A 19961-nucleotide genomic window follows, 5' to 3' on the forward strand; every position below is an offset into this window, starting at 1 on the left:
CGGTGTCCGCGACGACATGGCTGTCGTACGACGTCCACTTTGTCGCGCGGAAACGGTGCGGGCTGCCCCCGGCGGGTCCGCGACGACATGGCTGTCGTACGACGTCCACTTTGTCGCGCGGGTGCGGTGCGGGCTGCCCAGCGGCGGGTCCGCGACGACATCGCTGTCGTACGACGTCCACCGTGTCGCGTGGACGCGACCGGCAGACGGACAGGAGGCCCGTGGCGGTGTCGCCACGGGCCTCCTGTCTGCAGTGGGCCGGGTCTACGGCTCGTAACGCTCGATGGCGACCACCTTGACGGCGATCTCCTTGCCGTTCGGCGCCGTGTAGGTCGCCTCGTCGCCGGCCTTCAGTCCGACGATGGCGGCGCCGACGGGGCTGACCGGGCTGTAGACGGTGAGGTCGGAGCCCTCGGCGACGATCTCGCGGCTGCCGACCAGGAACGTCGACTCGTCGCCGGCGATGACCGCGGTCACCACGGTGCCGGGTTCGACGGTGCCGTCGAACGTGGCCTCGCTGACGGTGGCGTGCTTGAGCAGGTCGGTGAGGACGCGGATGCGTGCCTCGATCTTGCCCTGCTCGTCCTTCGCGGCGTGGTAGCCGCCGTTCTCCTTGAGGTCGCCTTCTTCGCGGGCGGCCTCGATGCGGCGCGCGATCTCGGCGCGGCCCTCGCCGCTCAGCTCGTCGAGCTCCGCCTGGAGGCGGTCGTGCGCCTCTTGGGTCAGCCAGGTGACCTGCGTGTCGTTGCTCATCTTCAGTCCCTTCGACCAAGAAAAAACGAGACCGGCCGAGTGGTCGGTCTCGAGGGGCGAATCACGACAGTCTAGGGAACCCAGCAGTCGTGGATCAAGCCGGTGACGCCACGGATCGTGGTCGTGACCTCGGTGCTGACGCTGCGGGTGCGCTGGTCCGAGGCGGGGAGGGTGATCTCCTTCCACCCCACGATCGAGTAGCTCTTGTCCAGGACCTGCACGGCGCACTTCGCCTCGACGCCCGGGTCGACCGAGACCTGCGAGTGCACGACCGCGCTGTGGTCGGACAGGACCTCGTACCCGATGACGTCGTCGGTGAGCCCGCGGTCGGACTGGTCGAGGCCGGCCCAGACCACCCAGGCGCCGAACACCACCACGACGCCGATCGCGGCGGCGATCGCGACGACCTTGCTGCGACGGGCCCGGGCCGGGGTGCGGCCGTAGCGCTCGTCGAGGGTGGCGGTGTGCAGCTGATCGGACAGTTCGGGGCTCCCGGGGTGATTATCCTGATCCCAGGGTAGTTCACGTGTCGCTGTGCGCTGCCCGCGCGCGGGGTCCCCGCTCCGCGCCCTCGCTGCTCGTCCCCTGCCCAGCCCGCTCAGCCACGTGAGGAAGTCCTGTGCCGTACCGCCTGCTGGCCGTCCACGCCCACCCCGACGACGAGTCGAGCAAGGGTGCGGCGACCGCCGCGAAGTACGTCGCCGACGGCCACCAGGTCCTCGTCGTCTCCTGCACCGGTGGTGAGGCCGGCGACATCCTCAACGACCAGCTCGGCGAACCCGCCACGAGCCGTGCCCACCGCGACATGGCCGGGTTCCGTCGCACCGAGATGGCCGCCGCCCAGGCCGCGCTCGGCATCGACCACCTGTGGCTCGGTTACCACGACTCCGGACTGCCGGACGCCGAGAAGGGCGAGACCGTGCGCCCCGGCACGTTCTCGACGGTCCCGCTCGAGTACTCGACCGAGGCACTCGTCCGTGTGGTCCGGCGGTTCCGCCCGCACGTGCTCGTCACCTACGACGAGAACGGCGGCTACCCGCACCCCGACCACATCCGCACGCACGAGGTCTCGATGGCCGCGTGGAGCGCCGCCGCCGACCCCTCGGCGTACCCGGACGCCGGTGCGCCGTGGTCGATCGCGAAGCTCTACTACGAGCGCACCATGAACCCGCGTCGGTTCCGCACGATCTTCGAGGCGCTGCGCGACCGCGACCCGGACAGCCCCGCCGTCGAGCAGCTGCGCGAGTGGGTCGAGCGGTTCGCGGACCGGCCGGACCTCGCCACCACGCACGTCGACGTGCACGAGCACTTCGACGCCCGCGACGCCGCGCTGCGTGCGCACGCCAGCCAGGTGCCGCCGGACAGCGCCTTCTTCTACTGGCCGAACGACCTGCTCGCGACGGTGTGGCCGACCGAGGACTACCAGCTCGTCGAGTCGCGAGTGCCGACCGACCTCCCGGAGACCGACCTGTTCGCCGGGATCCCTGCCGACAAGGAAACGACCGCGTGAGCACCATCGCGGCGGCACTCGCCGCCACCCCCAGCCCCAGCCCGTCGGTCGTCCCGGACGTCGACGTCACCCCCGGTGTCGTCGGCTTCGTCGCGATCGCCCTCGTCGCGATCGTGACGATCCTGCTCGTCGTCGACATGACGCGGCGCATCCGCCGGACCCGCTACCGCGCCGAGGTGCGCGAGCGGCTCGAGGCGGCGGTCAACGGGTCCGCCGAGGGCGGTGCCGCGACGGACGAGCCGGAGCGCCGGGCCACCGAGGACGGGCGCGCCGACGTCGGGGACGACACCGAGCGCGGCTAGCCGCCACTGCACGACGACCCGGGGCGAGCGCGCGGAGCGCGCCGGGCGAGGTGCTCAGCGCACCGGGTCGAGGGCGACGATGAGGACGCCCGCCCACTGCGCGGCGAAGGCCACCACGGTCAGCGCGTGGAAGACCTCGTGGAAGCCGAACACCGTCGGGGCCGGGTCCGGCCGCTTGAAGCCGTACACGACGGCCCCGATGACGTAGGCGAGCCCGCCCGAGAGCACCAGCACGGTCATCGGCACGCTGGCCGCGAAGAACTGCGGCAGCAGCCCGAGCGCCGCGCACCCGAGCACGAGGTAGATCGGCACGTACAGCCACCGCGGTGCGTCGACCCAGAGCACCCGGAACGCGATGCCGAGCGCTGCGCCGGACCACATCACCCAGAGCACGCCCACCATGAGACCGTGGGGCAGGGCGCAGATCGCGATCGGCGTGTACGTACCCGAGATGAGCAGCAGGATGTTCGTGTGGTCGATGCGCTTGAGCACCCGCTTGACCGTCGGCCCCCACGGGAACCGGTGGTAGGTCGCCGACACCCCGAACATCGCCAGCGACGTCGCCATGAAGACGGCACTGCCGACCTTCGCGGCGGTGCTGTCGGCCAGCACGATGAGCACGATCCCCATCGCGACGGCGAACGGGAACGCGCCGAGGTGGATCCAGCCGCGCCAGGCGGGCCGCGGTTCGTCGGCGACCGGACCGGCCGACGCGGCCTCGTCGGTGAACGGGACGTGGGGGAGTGTCGTCGTGTCGTGCTCGTCCTGCATGGTCCGACCCTAGGGCCAGCGGCCGGACGCCCGCCCCGAGTCGGCGGGGGACCGACGGGACGTCGGCTGGCACTCGGGACGTGCCGTGCGGGGGTGCACTACGCTCGGTGCCGTGACCGGCAGGCTGGGATGGGCAGGACGAGGGATCCTCTACCGCGCCTACCAGAGCCGCATCCGGCGTCGGATCGACGGCTCCGCGAAGCCGAAGCACGTCGCCATGATCGTCGACGGCAACCGTCGCTGGGCGAAGCAGCTCGGGCTCGAGTCCGCCGCGCACGGCCACCGCGCCGGGGCCGCGAAGATCCCGGAGTTCCTGACGTGGTGCGACGACCTCGGCATCGAGGTCGTGACGCTCTACCTGCTCTCCGCCGACAACCTGACCGGCCGCGGCGGCCGCGAGCTCGAGGAGCTCGTCGGCATCATCGCCGACCTCGCCGGGGTGCTCGCCGACAACCGGGACTGGCGTGTGCAGCACGTCGGCTCGAACGAGGGGCTGCCCGCCCCGCTCGTCGCCGCGCTCGAACGGGCCGAGGCCCGCACCACCGGACGCACCGGGCTGCACGTCAACCTGGCGGTCGGGTACGGCGGACGCCGTGAGATCGCCGACGCCATGCGCAGCATCGTGCAGGCCCACGGCGCCGGCGGCGGCACGATCGACACCCTGGCCGAGGTCCTGACGCCGGAGCTCATCGGCGACCACCTGTACACCCAGGGGCAGCCGGACCCCGACCTCGTCATCCGCACCTCCGGCGAGCAGCGGCTGTCCGACTTCATGCTCTGGCAGAGCGCGCACAGCGAGTTCTACTTCGTCGAGGCGCTCTACCCTGACCTGCGCGAGGTCGACTTCCTGCGCGCCGTGCGCGACTTCGGGCTGCGGTCGCGGCGCTTCGGCGGCTGAGCGCGGCCGGATCCCCACCGCCGCGTCGCCGACGGGCAGGCCACTCGGCGCACCCCGGTTCGTCGGTCGGAACCGGCTCCCAGTAAGCTCACCGGGTTGTCCTGCGAAAGGTGCGCCCCTGTGAACATCGACGAGTACGCCGCCGGTTTCTCCGAGGACCCCGGCTACCTCGACCACGCCGCGTTCGGCCCCGTGCAGACCGCCGTGCTCGAGGAACAGCGCGTCCTCGGCACCATCCAGGCCCACATGCGCTTCGGTGCGATGGAGACCCTCGACGAGCAGGACGCCCGCGTCCGCACGGTCGCCGCCCGGCTCGTCGGCCGCCGCGAGGACCAGGTCGTCTCGCAGACCGCGACCACGCCCGGCCTGCTGCACGCCGCCTTCGGCATGACCGGCGGTGTGCTCGTGTCCGCCGACGAGTACCCGTCGCTGCCCCTCGCGCTGGCCAGCGCCGCGTCGGCGACGGGCGGCCGGGTGCAGCCCGTCGTCATCGAGTCCGGTGCCGGCTGGATGACCCCGTCGCTCATCCGCGAGCGCCTGACCGACGACGTCACCGCAGTCGCGGTGTCCCTGGTCGACTGGCGCACCGGCTACCTGGCGGACCTCGCCGGCATCCGCGACGTCATCGGCGACCGTCTGCTCGTCCTCGACGCCATCCAGGGCTTCGGCGTGGTCGACGCCCCGTACGAACTCGCCGACGTCGTCGCGACCGGTGGCCAGAAGTGGCTGCACGCCGGTTGGGGCACCGGCTTCGCGGCGTTCAGCGACCGCGCCCTGAACCGGCTGCGTCCCGCGCTCTCCGGCCCGCACGGCACGACCGGGTGGCCGCTCGAGGTGCCGTCGGTCCGCCCGGGGGCCGCCGGCTACCAGATGACCCGCACGGACCCCGTCGCCCAGGCGCGGCTCGCGGTGTCGCTCGACCGCCTGACCGAGGTCGGCACCGCGACCGTGCAGCAGCGGGTCGCCGAGCGCGTCGAGCGGGTGTTCGACATCGCGGACGAGTTCGGCCTCGAGGTCGAGTCGAGCCGCGACCCCGCCGAGCGTGCCGGCATCGTCGTGCTCCGCCCGCCGCAGGGTGGGTTGACCGCGCTGTCGGCGGCGCTGCACAACCACGGCGTCACCGCGACGACGCGGCTCGGGGTCGCGCGCGTGTCGGTCTTCGCCTCGACCACCGACGAGACGCTCGACATGTTCCGGGACGCCTGCGTCTCGTACGCGACGCTGCGGTAGCAGCGTCGCGTCCCGCCCGTCCGGGGCAGGCGAGCGGTCACGACACCCCGCTCACGTCCGCCGGGTGGTCACCACCTGTCGGCCGGCACCGTCCCACCCGACAGTTCGTGACCGGTCCGGGCACCCCGCGCGACGAGTCGCGACCAACGGACGGACTGGAGGCGCGGTGCCAGGCCGCCACGGGCCTCCCGTCCGCAGCAGGCGAGCGGTCACCACACGCCGCTCACGTCCGCCGGGTGGTCATCACTCGTCGGCCGGAGCGGCCGCAGCCGACAGTTCGTGACCAGTCGGCCGATCAGCCCGACCGCGTCGCGCGCCACGCGCCGCGTTGTTCACGTGGGCGTCACTGCGCGGACCGCGTGTCGCTGGCGCACTGTCGGGGGCCGGACGTAGCTTGTCCCCATCGGGCACCGCGCCCGATCGAAGCGGCCACAGTCGGTGCTTCGCAGACCCGCTCCACGGCCGCGTTCGAGGACATGGACCGGGCCGAACGCGGCCCGGGGATGGAGTGGTCGTGACCTCTCAGAACGTCTCACGCGGTACCTCCCAGCAGCGCACCGCGGACTCGTCCGCACCGGTCGCCCAGCGCACGTACGTGCTCGACACCTCGGTGCTCCTCAGCGATCCGCGGGCGTTGTTCCGCTTCGCCGAGCACGCCGTCGTGCTGCCCGTCGTGGTCGTCAGTGAACTCGAGGCGAAGCGCGCCGACCCCGAGATCGGGTACTTCGCGCGGCAGGCCCTCCGGCTCCTCGACGAGCTGCGCATCGAGCACGAACGACTCGACTTCCCGATCGCGATCGGTGACGGCGGCTCCTTCCGCGTCGAGCTGAACCACTCCAACCAGTCCGTGCTGCCGTCGGGTCTGCAGCTCGGGGACAACGACTCCCGGATCCTCGCCGTCGCGTCGAACCTCAAGAACGACGGCCTCGACGTCGTCGTCGTGTCGAAGGACCTGCCGCTCCGGGTCAAGGCCTCGTCGATCGGCATGGCGGCCGAGGAGTACCGCGCCGAACTCGCGGTCGACTCCGGCTACACCGGCATCACCGACCTGCAGGTGTCCGGCGACCAGATGGCGGACCTCTACGACAAGGAGGAGATCCGCTCCGCCGACCTGGCGGACGTCCCCGTGAACACCGGCGTCGTCATCCACTCGGAGCGGGGCTCGGCACTCGGCCGCGTGCACACCGCGGGCGCCGTCGCGCTCGTGCGCGGGGACCGCGAGGTCTTCGGCCTCCGCGGCCGGTCGGCGGAGCAGCGGCTCGCGATCGACGCGCTGCTCGACCCCGAGATCGGCATCGTCTCGCTCGGCGGCAGCGCCGGCACGGGCAAGTCGGCGCTCGCCCTGTGCGCCGGGCTCGAGGCGGTGCTCGAACGCCAGCAGCACAAGAAGATCATGGTCTTCCGCCCGCTCTACGCCGTGGGCGGCCAGGAGCTCGGGTTCCTGCCGGGCGACGCCTCGGAGAAGATGAACCCGTGGGCGCAGGCGGTCTACGACACCCTCGGCGCCCTGGTGTCGGACAACGTCCTCGACGAGGTCGTCGAGCGGGGCATGCTCGAGGTGCTCCCGCTCACGCACATCCGCGGACGGTCCCTGCACGACGCGTTCGTCATCGTGGACGAGGCCCAGTCCCTCGAGCGCAACGTGCTGCTCACGATGCTGTCCCGCATCGGACAGAACTCGCGGGTGGTGCTCACCCACGACGTCGCACAGCGGGACAACCTGCGGGTCGGCCGGCACGACGGCATCGCCTCGGTCATCGAGCGGCTGAAGGGGCATCCCCTGTTCGCCCACGTCACGCTGACCCGGTCCGAGCGCTCGGCCATCGCCGCGCTCGTGACCGACCTGCTCGACTCGCCCGACCTCGTGTAGGGGCCCGGCCCGGGCTCCGGCTCCGGCCGGCCTCGGCTCCGGCCGGCTTCGGAACCAGGTTCCGGACACAGCACCGCGGACGTCCGCGGTGCTGTGTCCGTTCCGTGGTTCCGCAGCGGGTGCGCCGTGGTTCGGCCGCGGTCTGCCGCGGTCGCGACGGACGGGAGGCGCGGTGCCAGCTGGCACCGCGCCTCCCGTCCGTCGTGACGTCTCGCTGCGTCAGCTCGGGTGGGTCATGCTCAGGACGTCGAGGGCTTCGTCGAGCTGCGCCTCGGTGACCTCGCCGCGCTCGACGTGCCCGAGGGCGACGACGGCCTCGCGCACGGTGATGCCCTCGGCGACCGCGTACTTCGCGACCTTGGCGGCGGCCTCGTAACCGATCACGCGGTTGAGCGGGGTCACGATCGACGGCGAGGACTCGGCGAAGGCCCGCGCCCGCTCGAGGTTCGCCTGGAGCCCGTCGATGGTCTTGTCGGCGAGCACCCGCGAGCTGTTCGCGAGCAGGCGGATCGACTCGAGCAGCGCCGTGCCCATGACCGGGATCGCGACGTTGAGCTCGAAGGCACCAGACGCGCCGGCCCAGGCGATCGTGGCGTCGTTGCCGATGACCCGCGCGCCGACCATCAGGGTGGCCTCGGGGATCACCGGGTTCACCTTGCCGGGCATGATCGACGAACCCGGCTGCAGGTCGGGGATGTGCAGCTCGCCGAGGCCCGTGTTCGGCCCGGAGCCCATCCACCGCAGGTCGTTGTTGATCTTCGTCAGGCTGACCGCGAGCACCTTGAGCGCACCCGACGCCTCGACCAGGGCGTCGCGTGCTCCTTGCGCCTCGAAGTGGTCGACCGCCTCGGTGATCGGCAGGTCGGTGTCGCTCGCGAGCTGGGCGATCACCCGCTGCGGGAACCCCGTCGGGGTGTTGATGCCGGTGCCGACCGCGGTGCCGCCGAGCGGGACCTCGGCGACGCGGGGGAGCGTCGCCTGCACGCGCTCGATGCCGAGGCGGATCTGGCGCGCGTAGCCGCCGAACTCCTGGCCGAGGGTGACCGGGGTCGCGTCCATCAGGTGCGTGCGGCCGGACTTCACCGCGTCGGCCCACAGGGTGGCCTTCGCCTCGAGCGACTCGGCGAGGTGCTCGAGCGCGGGCACGAGGGTGCGGAGCAGCGCCTCGGTCACGGCGACGTGGACCGAGGTCGGGAAGACGTCGTTCGAGGACTGCGACGCGTTGACGTGGTCGTTCGGGTGCACCGCCGAGCCGGCGATGTCCGACGCCAGCGTCGCCAGGACCTCGTTCATGTTCATGTTCGACGAGGTACCGCTGCCGGTCTGGTAGACGTCGACGGGGAACTGGTCGTGGTGCTGCCCGCCGATGATCAGGTCGGACGCACCGGCGATGGCATCGGCGACGGCCGGCTCGACGATGCCGAGTTCGCCGTTCACGATCGCCGCGGCGCGCTTGATGCGGGCGAGCGCCACGATCTGCGCCGACTCGAGCCCGGTGCCCGAGATCGGGAAGTTCTCGACGGCGCGCTGCGTCTGGGCCCGGTAGAGCGCCGACCTCGGCACCCGGACCTCGCCCATGGTGTCGTGCTCGATGCGGAACTCGGTCTCGGCGGTGTCGGTCACGTCGTCGTGGTCCTTCCTGGGTGCTCGCCGGTCGCGGTCGCGCCGGCCCGTGCGGGTGCCTCGGGGTCGCCGGGGCGGGCGTCATCGGGGTCGGTCAGGCCTGTCCGACGACGGTGTCGATGGTGACCTCTCCGGTGGCGAGGTCGTAGGTCGCCCCGACGACGGCCAATCTACCCTCGGCCACCGCGTCGGAGACGGCGCCGGAGCGCTCGATCACCTGGGCGAGCGTGGCCTCGAGGTGTGCGGCGCCGACTGCCTCTTGTGGCAGTTCGGCGTCGGTCCGGCGGACCTTCTCGACACTCGGGGCGATGGCGTCGACGAGGGCCTGCAGGTGCGGGGCCGGCACCGGCTCGCCGGAGCGGGCGGCCGCCACGGCGCCGCAGCGGGTGTGCCGCAGGACGACGACGAGCGGGGTGCCGAGGGCGACGACGGCGAACTCGATGGACCCGAGCACGACGTCGTCGACGATCTGGCCGGCGTTGCGGATGGCGAACAGGTCGCCGATGCCGGCGTCGAAGACGTGCTCGAACGGCACGCGCGAGTCGGAGCATCCGAGGACGGTGGCGAACGGCGCCTGCGAGCCCTCGAGCTCGGTGCGGCGGTCCGGGTCGACGCGGCCCATGCGGCGCTTGTCGGCGGCGAAGCGGGCGTTGCCCTCGACGAGCAGTCGGAGGGCCTCGGACGGGGTGGCGGCGGCGCGGTCGGGCATGGGTTCCTCGGGTGGGGTCGGGTCGTTTCGGGTCGGTCTGGTTCGGGGTGCGGCCGGCCGCTACCGGTCGAGCTGCTCGGCGACGGCGGTGGCGACCGTGCGGAACGACCGGTCGTCGGCGGTGCCGGAGAGCACGATCGTGTTCGTGCCCATCGTCGTGACGAGCGCGTAGGACAGGTTGCCGGCGTCACGCCCCTCGGAGCGGCGGTCGTACACGGTCCACTTCGTGTCGTCGATCGTGCGGGAGCCGGTCGAGGCGCGCTGGTCGAGCTGGTTCGACACCCAGGTGCCGTTCGCCGAGATGCCCTGCTGCACGCGGATGAACTGCTTGTCCGGGGTCAGCAGGCCCAGCGTCCAGACGTCGACGCCGTCCGAGGTCTTGTCGGAGAAGTCCGCCCGGTTCGCGGTGTACCCGTCCGGCAGGGTCGGCGCCGCCAGCGTCACGCCGTCGACGTGTGCCTTCGCCGCGATCTGCTGGTAGTCGACGGAGCGGTCGACGGTGGTGTCCGGACGGACGACCACGGCGACGAGGAAGAGCACGATGCCGAGCGAGGCGATGAGCGCGATGACGAGGTTGAACGCCGTCTGGTGCTGCCGACGGGCGGTGCGTGCGGCGTCCTTGCGCGCCCAGGTCTCCTCCGCCGTCTCGGCACGACCGAGCTCGGCGACGATCGGGCGGCCGTCTGCGTCGGTCATCGGGCGGAGCCGTCCTCGGTGGTCGTCGCGCGGGCGGCGTCGAGGCGGGCGCGCGCGCCGACCAACCACTCCTCGCACCGGCCGGCCAGGAGCTCGCCGCGCTCCCAGAGCGCCAGCGAACGCTCGAGCGTGGCGGACCCCTGTTCGAGTTCGCTCACGACGCGGACGAGTTCGTCGCGGGCCGCTTCGTAGCTCAGCGACTGGACGTCGGTCTGCTCGGGTTCCTGCTGGGATGGCACGACTCGATCCTACCGAGCGCCCACCGACGCGCGGTCGCCCCGGCAGGACCTGTGGAGAACGGGTGCGCCGCGGTCTCGGCCCCGCGTTCCGGGCTCAGGCGCCGTCGGGCCCGGTGCCGTCCTGCTCGAGCGTGCCGGTCGCGGTTCCCACGCCGAGCGTCACCCGCACCGGCGTCGGGCCGGTCAGGTCGTCGGCGGCCCGCACCACGCCCCCGTCGGCGCGCTGCACGATCGCGTAGCCGCGACGCAGGGTGTCCCGGGGTGACAGCGCCCGGAGCCGGGCGGTCAGGTGTCCGACCTCGGCGTGCCCGCGCTCGAGGCGACGGTCGAGCAGCTCGCGCGCCCGGGACAGGTCGCGCGCGACCTCCTCCGCACGGGTGTCGACGAGCCACGCGGTCGAGGCCAGCGCCGGACGGGACCGCAGCGCGGCGATCCGGTCGGCCTCGACCGACAGCGTGTGGGACAGCCGGAGGCCGAGCCGGGCGCGGGCCTGCCGCACGTTCGCGAGCTCCTCGGCGACGTCGGGCACCACGCGCTTCGCGGCGTCGGTGGGCGTCGACGCCCGCAGGTCGGCGACCTCGTCGAGGATGGGGCGGTCGGCCTCGTGCCCGATCGCGGAGACGATCGGGGTCGCGGCGGCCGCAGCGGCCCGGACGAGCCCTTCGTCGCTGAAGCCGAGCAGGTTCTGGAAGTCGCCGCCGCCCCGGGCGATGACGATCACGTCGACGGACGGGTCGGCGTCGAGCTCGAGGATGGCGGCGGTGACCTCGGCCACCGTGCGCTCGCCCTGCACCGCGGTGTGCACGGTGCGGAACTCGACCTGCGGCCACCGGAGCTGCGCGTTGCGCTTGACGTCCTTCTCGGCGTCGGAGTCCTTGCCGGTGATGAGTCCGATGCGGTGCGGCAGGAACGGCAGGCGCTTCTTGCGTGCCGGGTCGAACAGTCCCTCGTCGGCCAGGGTGCGCCGGAGCCGCTCCAGCCGTTCGAGCAGGTCGCCGAGGCCGACGTGCTTCATCTCGACGACCTGCATGGTCAGCGAGCCGCCCTTGACCCAGTAGTTCGGCTTGACGGCCGCGACGACCCGGTCGCCCTGCTTGATGTCCGACGGCACCCGGGAGCGCACGCTCGACCAGATCGAGAAGGACACCGTCGCGTCGACCTCGACGTCCTTGAGCTTGCCGTAGACGTTGCCGCCGGCGACGTTCCACTGGGTGATCTCGCCCTCGACCCAGGCGGTGCCGAGGCGGTCGATCCAGTCGCGGATCTTCGCGCCGAGCAGCGCGACGGGCCACGGGTTGTCGGCCGTCGGCGGGCCCTGTTCGATCGCCATGTCGCTCCTTGTCGTGCGGTGGGTCCATCGTGCCCGAGCCCGGTGACAGCGGCCGTCGGACGCGTCGTCCACAGGCGTGCCGCGCGCCCAGGTCGCGCGCGTCGCGCTCACCTATCATCGGGGACGTGACGATCACCAACGGCCACTCGGTCCCGCTCGCCCCGCCGCGCGTCCTCGCGGCCCGCGGGCGGCTGCGCGACGAGCCGGTCGCCGGCACCAAGAAGGTGCTGCTCGCGGCACCTCGCGGCTACTGCGCCGGTGTCGACCGCGCGGTGGTCGCGGTCGAGCAGGCCCTCGAGCAGTACGGCGAGCCGGTCTACGTCCGCAAGCAGATCGTCCACAACGTCCACGTCGTCTCCACCCTCGAGCAGCGCGGTGCGGTCTTCGTCGACGACGTCGCCGAGGTCCCGCGCGGCTCGCACGTCGTCTTCAGCGCGCACGGCGTCTCGCCGGCCGTCGTCGCCGGCGCCGCCGACCGCGACCTGCACGCCATCGACGCCACCTGCCCGCTCGTCACGAAGGTCCACCGCGAGGCCACGCGCTTCGCCCGCGCCGAGCGCACCATCATCCTCATCGGGCACGCCGGCCACGAAGAGGTCGAGGGCACGATGGGCCACGCCCCCGAGCGCACGATCCTGGTCAACGGCCCCGAGGACGTCGCCGCGCTCGAGGTCCCGGACCCCGACAACCTCGTCTGGCTCTCGCAGACGACCCTGAGCGTCGACGAGACGATGGAGACCGTCCGGCTGCTGCGCGAGAAGTTCCCCGCGATCGAGAACCCGCCGTCGGACGACATCTGCTACGCCACCCAGAACCGCCAGGTCGCGATCAAGAAGGTCGCGCCCGCCGCCGACCTGGTGATCGTCGTCGGTTCGGCGAACTCGTCGAACAGCGTCCGCCTGGTCGAGGTCGCGCTCGAGCACGGTGCACGATCCGCCCACCGGGTCGACTACGCCGCGGAGATCCAGCAGGAGTGGCTCGACGGCGTGCAGACCGTGGGCGTCACGAGCGGCGCCTCCGTGCCCGAGGAACTCGTGGCCGAGGTCCTCGAACAGCTCGCCGACGCCGGGTACGGCTCTGTGGAAGAGGTCGTCACCGCCCACGAGGACCTGATGTTCTCGCTCCCCAAGGAGCTCCGCACCGACGCGTCCGGCAAGGCGACGCGTGCGCTCGGCGGGCGTCGGTCGTGAGCGGGACGGACGGCTGGTCCTCGGTGCCGCGACGCGAGTCCGGTCCGGTCGACGACCCCTCCGGCCAGGAGGCCCGGGGTGCGTCCCCGACGTCGGCCGCCGGTCGCGCGGACGGTGACACCTCCACCCGCCGCGACGGCCGGGTGCACGGTCGGCCCGCGCCGCACTACGGCGAGTACGCACCGGAGGGCTGGGTGAACCCGGTGCTCGTCGAACAGGAACGCCAGGAGCGCGAAGAGCGCTCCCGTGCACTCCGCGAGCAGGCCGCGGCCGAGGCCGTCCGCGGCGGTCACACGATCCGGGGTGCCGGCAGCCGCACCCCGTCCGACGTCGGACCCGCGGGGCGGCACGACCAGGGTGCGGAGCCGTCGACCGGGGGCGCACCGCGCACCGCGCCGGCGAGCCGGTTCGGCAAGACCCCAGGCGACTTCATCGCCACCGTCGCGCTGCTCGCGTTCGGGCTGGTCTCGGTGCTGCAGTCCCTCGCCGTGCGCGACGTCGCGGCCACCGTGCGACGGACCCTCGAGACGCAGTACACCGCGCTCACCGACCCGAGCGGCCTCGGCGTCGCGGCGGTCGTCGGGGCGTTGACGAACCTGGTGGTCTTCGTGCTCGTGGCGTGGTGGTCCGTCCGCCGGCTCCGCGCCCGCCGCCGGACGTTCTGGGTGCCGCTGCTCGGCGCCGTGGTGGCCACGCTCGTCAGCACGATCGCGTTCGTCGTCGTCGTGTTCCAGGACCCGCACTTCGTCGAGTTCATGCTGCGCCAGGCCGGCGGCGCCTGAGTCCGGTCCGCGCTGCCCCACGAGCGGCCAGGGGTCCCGGGGTCCCGGCGGGCGCTCGGCGACATGATCGACGTCGCGCGACGGCGACGTTGTCGTCGCTCTCGTCGCTTTCGTCGTACGGCGGCGGTGGCGGCCTGGTGCGGGCGGTGACCGGTCTCCTGCCGCTGGCCAGCGGATCCCCGTCGGCGCTGCTGTGCGACATGATCGACGTCGTGCGACGGCGACGTTGTCGTCCTACGGCGGCGGTGACCCGGTCGGCTCGGCACCGGTCTCGTGCCGCTGGCCAGCGGATCCCCGTCGGCGTTGCTGTGCGACATGATCGACGTCGTGCGACGTCGACGTTGTCGTCCTCCGTCGACGCCGGCCCGACCCCGGCCGGCCAGCACCGGGCTCGAACCCCGGCCCGCATCCGGCCCAGACTCGGCCGGTGGTCGCGAGCCCCGCGGCTCAGCCGGCTCAGCCGGCCAGGAACGCCGCGACCGCGTCGTGCAGCGATGCCAGGTCCTCGACGTGCACGAGCTCGCGGATCGAGTGCATCGACAGCAGGCCGACGCCGATGTCGATCGTCGGGATCCCGAGCCGGGTCGCCGCGATCGGGCCGATGGTCGAGCCGCCGGGGATCGTGTTCACGTTGACGAACGGCTGCCACGGCACGCCGGCGGTCTCGCAGGCGGCGGCCCAGACGGCCTCGCCCTTCGCCTCGGTCATGTAGCGCTGGTTCGCGCTGATCTTCAGCAGCGGTCCGGCCCCGGGGCGCGGACGGTTGGTCGGGTCGTGCTTCTCCGGCTGGTTCGGGTGCACCAGGTGACCGGCGTCGCTCGACAGCAGCCACGAGGCGCGGAACGCCCGGGCCGCCTCGGAGCGGGTGGCGCCGAGGCCCTCCTGCACACGGCCGAGGACGTCCTCGAGGAAGGGGCCGCCGGCACCGGACGGGGTCGAGGAGCCGATCTCCTCGTGGTCGAACGCCGCGAACACCGGGATGTGGTCGCCGTCGGCCGGGGCGTCGACGATGCCCCGGAGCCCGGCGTGCACGCTCGTCAGGTTGTCCATCCGGCCGGACGCCAGGAACTCCCGGTCGATGCCGATGCGCGACGGTGCCTGGGTGTCGGCGAGGAACAGGTCCCACGACACGGCGCCCTCGCCGAGCCGGGCGAGCAGCCACTCCATGACAGAGGTCCCACCGGCGTCGCCGTCAACCCCGACAACGGGCAGGGTGTGCCGCTGGCGGTCGATCTCCTTGCCGTCGTTCACCCCGCGGTCCAGGTGGATGGCGAGGTTCGGGATGCGGGCGACGGCGTCGGTGGCGACGAGTCGGACGGAGCCGTCGGCGTCGACGACCCGGCCGGCGATCCGCAGGTCGCGGTCGAACCAGGTGGACAGGAGTGCGCCGCCGTAGACCTCGACGTTGAGCTGTTCCCAGCCGCCGGTGCGCACGCCGGGGTTCGGCTTCACGCGGAAGCCGGGGGAGTCGGTGTGAGCGCCGAGGATGCGGAAGGGCGTCGTCGGACCGGCACCGCCCGGCAGTCGCCACGCGATGACCGCCCCGTCGCGGACGACGACGTACGCGCCGGCCTCGGACGGCCAGGCGTCGAGCTCGGACAGCTCGGTGAACCCGGCGGCGACGAGTCGGTCACGAGCCGCCGCTGCCGCGTGGAACGCGGTGGGGGAGTCGGTGACGAACTGGGCGAACTCGGAGGCGATGGCGTCGACGGTCACCCTTCCATCGTGGCACGCGGCGGAGGCGACCCGACGCAGAACGGGGCGCGTCCGTCGGACGCGCCCCGTTCCTCCCGGCTGGCGAACCCGACCGGACTGACCTGCTCAGCCCTGGGTGTGACCGGCGGAGCCGAGTACCTTCGCGGCCTCGCCCACGCGAGCCGCCATGGCGGTCTCGGCGATCTTGCCCCAGGCGCGGGGGTCGTACTGCTTCTTGTTGCCGACCTCGCCGTCGATCTTCAGGACGCCCTCGTAGTTCCGGAACATCGAGTCGGCGATCGAGCGCGTGAACGCGTACTGCGTGTCCGTGTCGATGTTCATCTTGATGACGCCGTTGCGGACGGCCTCGTGGATCTCGTCGTCGGTCGAACCGGAGCCGCCGTGGAAGACGAGGTCGAGGGGGTTCTCGCCGGTGCCGTGCTTCGCCGCGACCGACGCCTGGATCTCGCCGAGGAGCTCGGGGCGGAGCTTGACGTTGCCCGGCTTGTAGACGCCGTGCACGTTGCCGAAGGTGAGCGCCGCGATCCAGCGGCCCTTGTCACCGAGGCCGAGTGCGTCGACGACCTTCTCGACGTCGTTCGGGGTCGTGTACAGGGCGTCGTTCGTGCCCTCGTGCTCGACGCCGTCCTCTTCGCCGCCGACGACGCCGATCTCGACCTCGAGGATCGCGTTGATGTTCCGCGTCTTCTCGATCATCGTCTTCGCGATCTCGATGTTCTCGTCGAGCGGCACAGCCGAACCGTCCCACATGTGCGACTGGAAGATCGGGTTGCGGCCCTGACGGACCTCTTCCTCGCTCGCGGCGATGAGCGGCAGGACGAAGCCGTCGAGGGCGTCCTTCGGGCAGTGGTCGGTGTGCAGGGCGACCGTGATGTCGTAGTTCTTCGCGACCTCGTGCGCGAACTTCGCCATCGCGAGGGCACCGGCGGCACGGTTCTTGATCGTCTGCCCGGCGAAGTAGTCGGCACCACCCGTCGTGACCTGGAGGATGCCGTCCGAACCGGCCTCCTGCAGCCCCTGCAGGACCGCGTTGATGGTCTGGGACGAGGACACGTTGACCGCGGGGTACGCGAACTTGCCCGCCTTCGCGCGTTCGATCATCTCGGCGTACTGTTCCGGCGTTGCGATGGGCACGTGGATCTCCTTCGACTTCGGTGGTGTCCCCGCCGATCGTAGTCAGAAGCTCTGGAGGCGCGGTGCGGGCTGGGCGGTTCGCTCACTCCCGGTGTGCACGTGCGTTCACGGCCCCCGCGTCCGGACCGCGGATCGACCGCCGGCCGGTACGCTCGGGTCGTGACTCCTACGACGGAAACCGGCTCCCTGTTCCTCCAGCCCGACCGCAACCTGGCGCTCGAGCTCGTGCGTGCGACGGAGGCCGCCGCGATCCGTGCGCAGCCGTGGGTCGGCCGTGGTGAGAAGAACCTCGCCGACGGTGCCGCGGTCGACGCGATGCGCAAGTTCCTCGGCACGGTGAACTTCGACGGCGTCGTCGTCATCGGTGAGGGCGAGAAGGACAACGCCCCGATGCTCTACAACGGCGAGCACGTCGGCAACGGTCACGGCCCGGCCTGCGACATCGCGGTCGACCCGATCGACGGCACCTCGCTCACCGCCGCCGGCCGGCAGAACGCCATCTCCGTCATGGCCGTCTCGGACCGCGGCTCGATGTACGACCCCTCCGCCGTCTTCTACATGGACAAGATCGCCGCCGGCCCCGAGGGTCGCGGCGTCCTGGACCTCGAGAAGCCGATCGGCGACAACATCCGCGCGCTGGCGAAGGCCAAGGGCAAGGACCTCGAGGACATGGTCGTCGCCGTGCTCGACCGTCCGCGCCACGACGAACTGATCCGCGCCATCCGTGCGACCGGTGCCGGCACGCGACTCCTGCTCGACGGTGACGTCGCCGGTGGCATCGCGGCGGCCCTGCCCGGCTCGAACATCGACATGTGCGTCGGTGTCGGCGGTACCCCCGAGGGCATCATCACCGCGTGCGCGATCAAAGCGCTCGGCGGCGTGATCCTCGGCAAGCTCCAGCCGAAGGACGACGAGGAGCGCGAGCGCGCGATCGCCGCCGGCCACGACCTGGACAAGGTCCTCGACCAGGACGACCTGGTCACCGGCGACAACACGTTCTTCGTCGCCACCGGCGTCACCGACGGCGTGCTCGTCGACGGCGTCCGCCGGTCGCGCGGCGTCATCCACACGGACTCGCTCGTGCTCCGTTCCCGCTCGAACACGATCCGCCGGATCCAGGCGGACCACCGTGCGGAGAAGTGGTTCTGAGCAGGACCCCTGTCCGTCTCCTCGGGGCGTCGCCGGTCGTCCGGCGGCGCCCCGTTGCGTAGGGTCGGAGCATGACTGTCACCACGGCACGGATCGTCGGACTCGACACCGCGGGCATCCGCACGCTGCACGCGCAGGCGGACGGCACAGCCGACCGGCTGCCACACGTCGTGCCGGTGGCGCCCGACCTCGGCGTGATCCTGGCGGACGAGACCGGCGCGATCCTGACCGCACCGGCCCTGCGTGAGATGGGCTGGGCCGACGACGACGTGCTGCAGGCTGCCGCTGCGGCTGCACAAGCGCAGGCCGGCGGTGACGTGGCGGTGATCCAGCCCGGCACGATCGTCATCCAGGACCCCGACCTCGCCGTGCTGCTCGTCCTCGCGCCGCAGACGCTCGGGGGCATCGAGTTCCGGGGTGCCCCGGTCGTCTTCCCGGTGGCACCGACGACCTTCATCGTCACGGGCGACGAGGACCAGGACGGCCTCGCGACTGCGGTCGGGGTCGCCCAGCAGATCCTCGGCGACGACGAGGGCGAGGTCCTCAGCGGCCCGCCGATGGTCCTTCGCGCAGACGGTTGGCGCCCGTACGAGGACGCCGCGCTCGACGGGGAGCTCCGCACCGTCCGGGCGCTGTGGACGGCGACAGCCGCCAACCTGCAGCAGGAGGCGCTGCAGGCCTCGTTCGACCGTCGGGGTGAGGACGTCCACGTCGGGATGGTCTCGGTCGCGCGGCTCGCCGTGGACGACCCGGCCTTCTCGTACTCGTCGTGGACCGAGGACGTCGACACCGTCGTCGCCGCGGTCGACACCGTGGTGCTCGTCACCCTCGACGGACAGACGCAGCCCGTGCCGTTCGGTCGGCTGCGGGAGCTGGCATCCGAGCTGATCGAGCAACTCGAGGTGCGCCCGACGCGCTACCGGCTCCGCGGGTTCCCGGACCTCGAGGCGGTCCGCGGCGCGCTCTGAGCGCAGCCGCTCGTTGGGCCTTCCCCTACGTTGAGCCGCATGCAGCCGCGTGACCGTCGGGTGAGTGCCGCGTACTGGGACGACGCGCTGCGGATCCTGTCGCGCAACGTCGAGCAGTTCCGTCCGTTCAGTCATGCGTTCCGCTCCGATGACGTGCGGGCCGGGATCATGCGGACGACCACCAACTTCAACAGCGCGCTTTCACTGTCGGGGGCGCGGTACTCGGCGGGTGTGCCGGTTGCTGCGCTGGCGGTGGATGTCGAGTCGGTGGTGACGGTGTGGGAGACCTGGAACCGGTACGCGGCGGTACCAGATGCGGGGTTCCCGTTGGATCCCTTGGAGTTCGACAACAAGTCGACCTACTACAACGCGTTGTGGTTGGCGTCGGTGGCCCGGTGCGTGGGGGTCGAGTCGGTTCTGATGGATCGGCTGGTCGAGGTGGTCGCTGCTGCTGGTGGAGCGGATCCGGTGCTGGGGGTGTTGTTGGGGATCGAGCCTGTGCGGGATTCGGTGTGGCACAAGCGGCCCTTCCAGAACCTGTTGACGGCTGCGGTGGGGGAGCCCGCTCGTGCGGAGGCGGCGTTGCTGCGGTACGTGCAGTCGTGGGAGAAGAACATCTCGTTCATCTGGTGGGCGCCCGCACTGCAGGCGGTGCAGGGTGACCGGTTCGCGAAGTACTTCGGGTACTGGGCGTGGGAGGCTGCCGGGCTCGTCGTGGCGCGGGGGCTGGATGACACGGCGTTGCGGTCGTCGCCGTACTACCCAGTCGACCTCTGCGTTGTCCCCTGATATGGTCACACCCGCGCACCTGTGGAGAACGAGGTGCTCGGGCCGACCTGGGGAGGAATGATGGCGCGACCGTCGGGGTGGGACGTCGTCGATCAGGGGGACGATCCGGTCAAGGGGGATCCGTCGTCGGTGCGGATGATGGCGCGGGAGTACCAGCGCATCTCCGACGCCGCCGATGACGCCTCGACCCGGTTGAACTCTGTGCAGGGGTCCGGGTGGCTCACCGACTGGCAGGGTGAGGCGGCGGACGTGTTCGTCGACGCGATCGAGGACACCCCGTCGGACCTGACCAAGCTCGTCGC

The 19961-nt window shown here is 71.9% G+C and carries 21 protein-coding genes; 11 read left to right on the top strand and 10 right to left on the bottom strand.

Annotated elements, in window-relative coordinates; all coding sequences use genetic code 11:
* Positions 1 to 264 precede the first annotated feature (264 nt).
* Both greA and BIU97_RS18495 read right to left on the bottom strand, forming a co-directional pair.
* Positions 265 to 753, bottom strand: a complete 489-nt coding sequence (gene greA / locus BIU97_RS00535; protein WP_071253247.1) for a transcription elongation factor GreA — start codon at positions 751 to 753, stop codon at positions 265 to 267.
* Between the two features lie 71 nt (positions 754 to 824).
* A complete protein-coding gene (locus tag BIU97_RS18495; protein ID WP_083420752.1) occupies positions 825 to 1355 on the bottom strand; it encodes a DUF4307 domain-containing protein in 531 nt (176 codons plus the stop codon).
* A 17-nt stretch (positions 1356 to 1372) separates the two neighbouring features.
* On the opposite strand from BIU97_RS18495, the gene mca reads away from it, so the two are divergent.
* Positions 1373 to 2263 (top strand): mycothiol conjugate amidase Mca, encoded by an 891-nt coding sequence (mca, locus tag BIU97_RS00545; protein WP_139195827.1) that lies wholly within the window; start codon positions 1373 to 1375, stop codon positions 2261 to 2263.
* Positions 2260 to 2565, top strand: a complete 306-nt coding sequence (locus tag BIU97_RS00550) for a hypothetical protein (RefSeq protein ID WP_071253244.1) — start codon at positions 2260 to 2262, stop codon at positions 2563 to 2565. The genes mca and BIU97_RS00550 overlap by 4 nt, the downstream gene beginning before the upstream one ends.
* Positions 2566 to 2619: 54 nt before the next feature.
* On the opposite strand, the gene trhA is transcribed toward BIU97_RS00550, so the two are convergent.
* Positions 2620 to 3336, bottom strand: coding sequence for a PAQR family membrane homeostasis protein TrhA (gene trhA, locus BIU97_RS00555; RefSeq protein WP_071253242.1), 717 nt, complete (start codon positions 3334 to 3336; stop codon positions 2620 to 2622).
* A 112-nt stretch (positions 3337 to 3448) separates the two neighbouring features.
* On the opposite strand from trhA, the gene BIU97_RS00560 reads away from it, so the two are divergent.
* The 3 genes from BIU97_RS00560 to BIU97_RS00570 all read left to right on the top strand — a co-directional run bounded on the left by BIU97_RS00560 (position 3449) and on the right by BIU97_RS00570 (position 7334).
* Entirely contained in the window at positions 3449 to 4234 is a 786-nt protein-coding gene (locus BIU97_RS00560; protein WP_175472211.1) for an isoprenyl transferase, read from the top strand.
* Between the two features lie 120 nt (positions 4235 to 4354).
* Positions 4355 to 5464 (top strand): aminotransferase class V-fold PLP-dependent enzyme, encoded by a 1110-nt coding sequence (locus BIU97_RS00565; RefSeq protein WP_071253240.1) that lies wholly within the window; start codon positions 4355 to 4357, stop codon positions 5462 to 5464.
* Positions 5465 to 5978: 514 nt separating this feature from the next.
* On the top strand, positions 5979 to 7334 hold the full coding sequence (locus tag BIU97_RS00570) for a PhoH family protein (protein ID WP_441294384.1): 1356 nt from the start codon (positions 5979 to 5981) through the stop codon (positions 7332 to 7334).
* Positions 7335 to 7553: 219 nt separating this feature from the next.
* Here the strand turns inward: BIU97_RS00570 and BIU97_RS00575 are convergent, their stop codons facing one another.
* From BIU97_RS00575 to xseA, 5 genes are all read right to left on the bottom strand, one after another.
* On the bottom strand, positions 7554 to 8957 hold the full coding sequence (locus BIU97_RS00575; protein WP_083420753.1) for a class II fumarate hydratase: 1404 nt from the start codon (positions 8955 to 8957) through the stop codon (positions 7554 to 7556).
* A gap of 94 nt (positions 8958 to 9051) precedes the next feature.
* Complete coding sequence (locus BIU97_RS00580) at positions 9052 to 9666, bottom strand: carbonic anhydrase (RefSeq protein WP_071253238.1); 615 nt, start codon at positions 9664 to 9666, stop codon at positions 9052 to 9054.
* Positions 9667 to 9726: 60 nt separating this feature from the next.
* Complete coding sequence (locus BIU97_RS00585) at positions 9727 to 10362, bottom strand: DUF4245 domain-containing protein (RefSeq protein ID WP_071253235.1); 636 nt, start codon at positions 10360 to 10362, stop codon at positions 9727 to 9729.
* Positions 10359 to 10601, bottom strand: a complete 243-nt coding sequence (locus BIU97_RS00590) for an exodeoxyribonuclease VII small subunit (RefSeq protein WP_071253232.1) — start codon at positions 10599 to 10601, stop codon at positions 10359 to 10361. Before BIU97_RS00590 ends, BIU97_RS00585 begins: the two co-directional genes overlap by 4 nt.
* Positions 10602 to 10695: 94 nt before the next feature.
* Complete coding sequence (gene xseA, locus BIU97_RS00595; protein ID WP_071253230.1) at positions 10696 to 11931, bottom strand: exodeoxyribonuclease VII large subunit; 1236 nt, start codon at positions 11929 to 11931, stop codon at positions 10696 to 10698.
* A gap of 125 nt (positions 11932 to 12056) precedes the next feature.
* Here xseA and BIU97_RS00600 point away from each other — a divergent pair, with 125 nt between their 5' ends.
* Both BIU97_RS00600 and BIU97_RS00605 read left to right on the top strand, forming a co-directional pair.
* Entirely contained in the window at positions 12057 to 13121 is a 1065-nt protein-coding gene (locus BIU97_RS00600; protein ID WP_083404497.1) for a 4-hydroxy-3-methylbut-2-enyl diphosphate reductase, read from the top strand.
* Positions 13118 to 13903: a DUF6264 family protein gene (locus tag BIU97_RS00605; protein ID WP_071253229.1), complete on the top strand. Its 786-nt coding sequence runs from the start codon at positions 13118 to 13120 to the stop codon at positions 13901 to 13903. The genes BIU97_RS00600 and BIU97_RS00605 overlap by 4 nt, the downstream gene beginning before the upstream one ends.
* Before the next feature lie 456 nt (positions 13904 to 14359).
* Here BIU97_RS00605 and BIU97_RS00610 read toward each other — a convergent pair whose 3' ends face one another.
* Positions 14360 to 15619, bottom strand: coding sequence for a M18 family aminopeptidase (locus tag BIU97_RS00610; RefSeq protein WP_071253228.1), 1260 nt, complete (start codon positions 15617 to 15619; stop codon positions 14360 to 14362).
* Between the two features lie 105 nt (positions 15620 to 15724).
* A complete protein-coding gene (gene fbaA / locus BIU97_RS00615; RefSeq protein WP_071253227.1) occupies positions 15725 to 16753 on the bottom strand; it encodes a class II fructose-bisphosphate aldolase in 1029 nt (342 codons plus the stop codon).
* Positions 16754 to 16912: 159 nt separating this feature from the next.
* Between fbaA and glpX the strand changes: the two genes are divergently transcribed.
* The 4 genes from glpX to BIU97_RS00635 all read left to right on the top strand — a co-directional run.
* Positions 16913 to 17902, top strand: coding sequence for a class II fructose-bisphosphatase (gene glpX, locus BIU97_RS00620; RefSeq protein ID WP_071253226.1), 990 nt, complete (start codon positions 16913 to 16915; stop codon positions 17900 to 17902).
* A gap of 71 nt (positions 17903 to 17973) precedes the next feature.
* A complete protein-coding gene (locus BIU97_RS00625) occupies positions 17974 to 18870 on the top strand; it encodes a hypothetical protein (RefSeq protein ID WP_071253224.1) in 897 nt (298 codons plus the stop codon).
* A gap of 39 nt (positions 18871 to 18909) precedes the next feature.
* Positions 18910 to 19659, top strand: coding sequence for a PoNe immunity protein domain-containing protein (locus BIU97_RS00630; protein WP_071253222.1), 750 nt, complete (start codon positions 18910 to 18912; stop codon positions 19657 to 19659).
* 60 nt (positions 19660 to 19719) lie between these two features.
* Positions 19720 to 19961: WXG100 family type VII secretion target (locus BIU97_RS00635; protein ID WP_175472385.1), on the top strand; the 242-nt coding region annotated here is incomplete at its 3' end.

Source organism: Curtobacterium sp. MCBA15_009 (assembly GCF_001864895.1).
Classification (GTDB): domain Bacteria; phylum Actinomycetota; class Actinomycetes; order Actinomycetales; family Microbacteriaceae; genus Curtobacterium.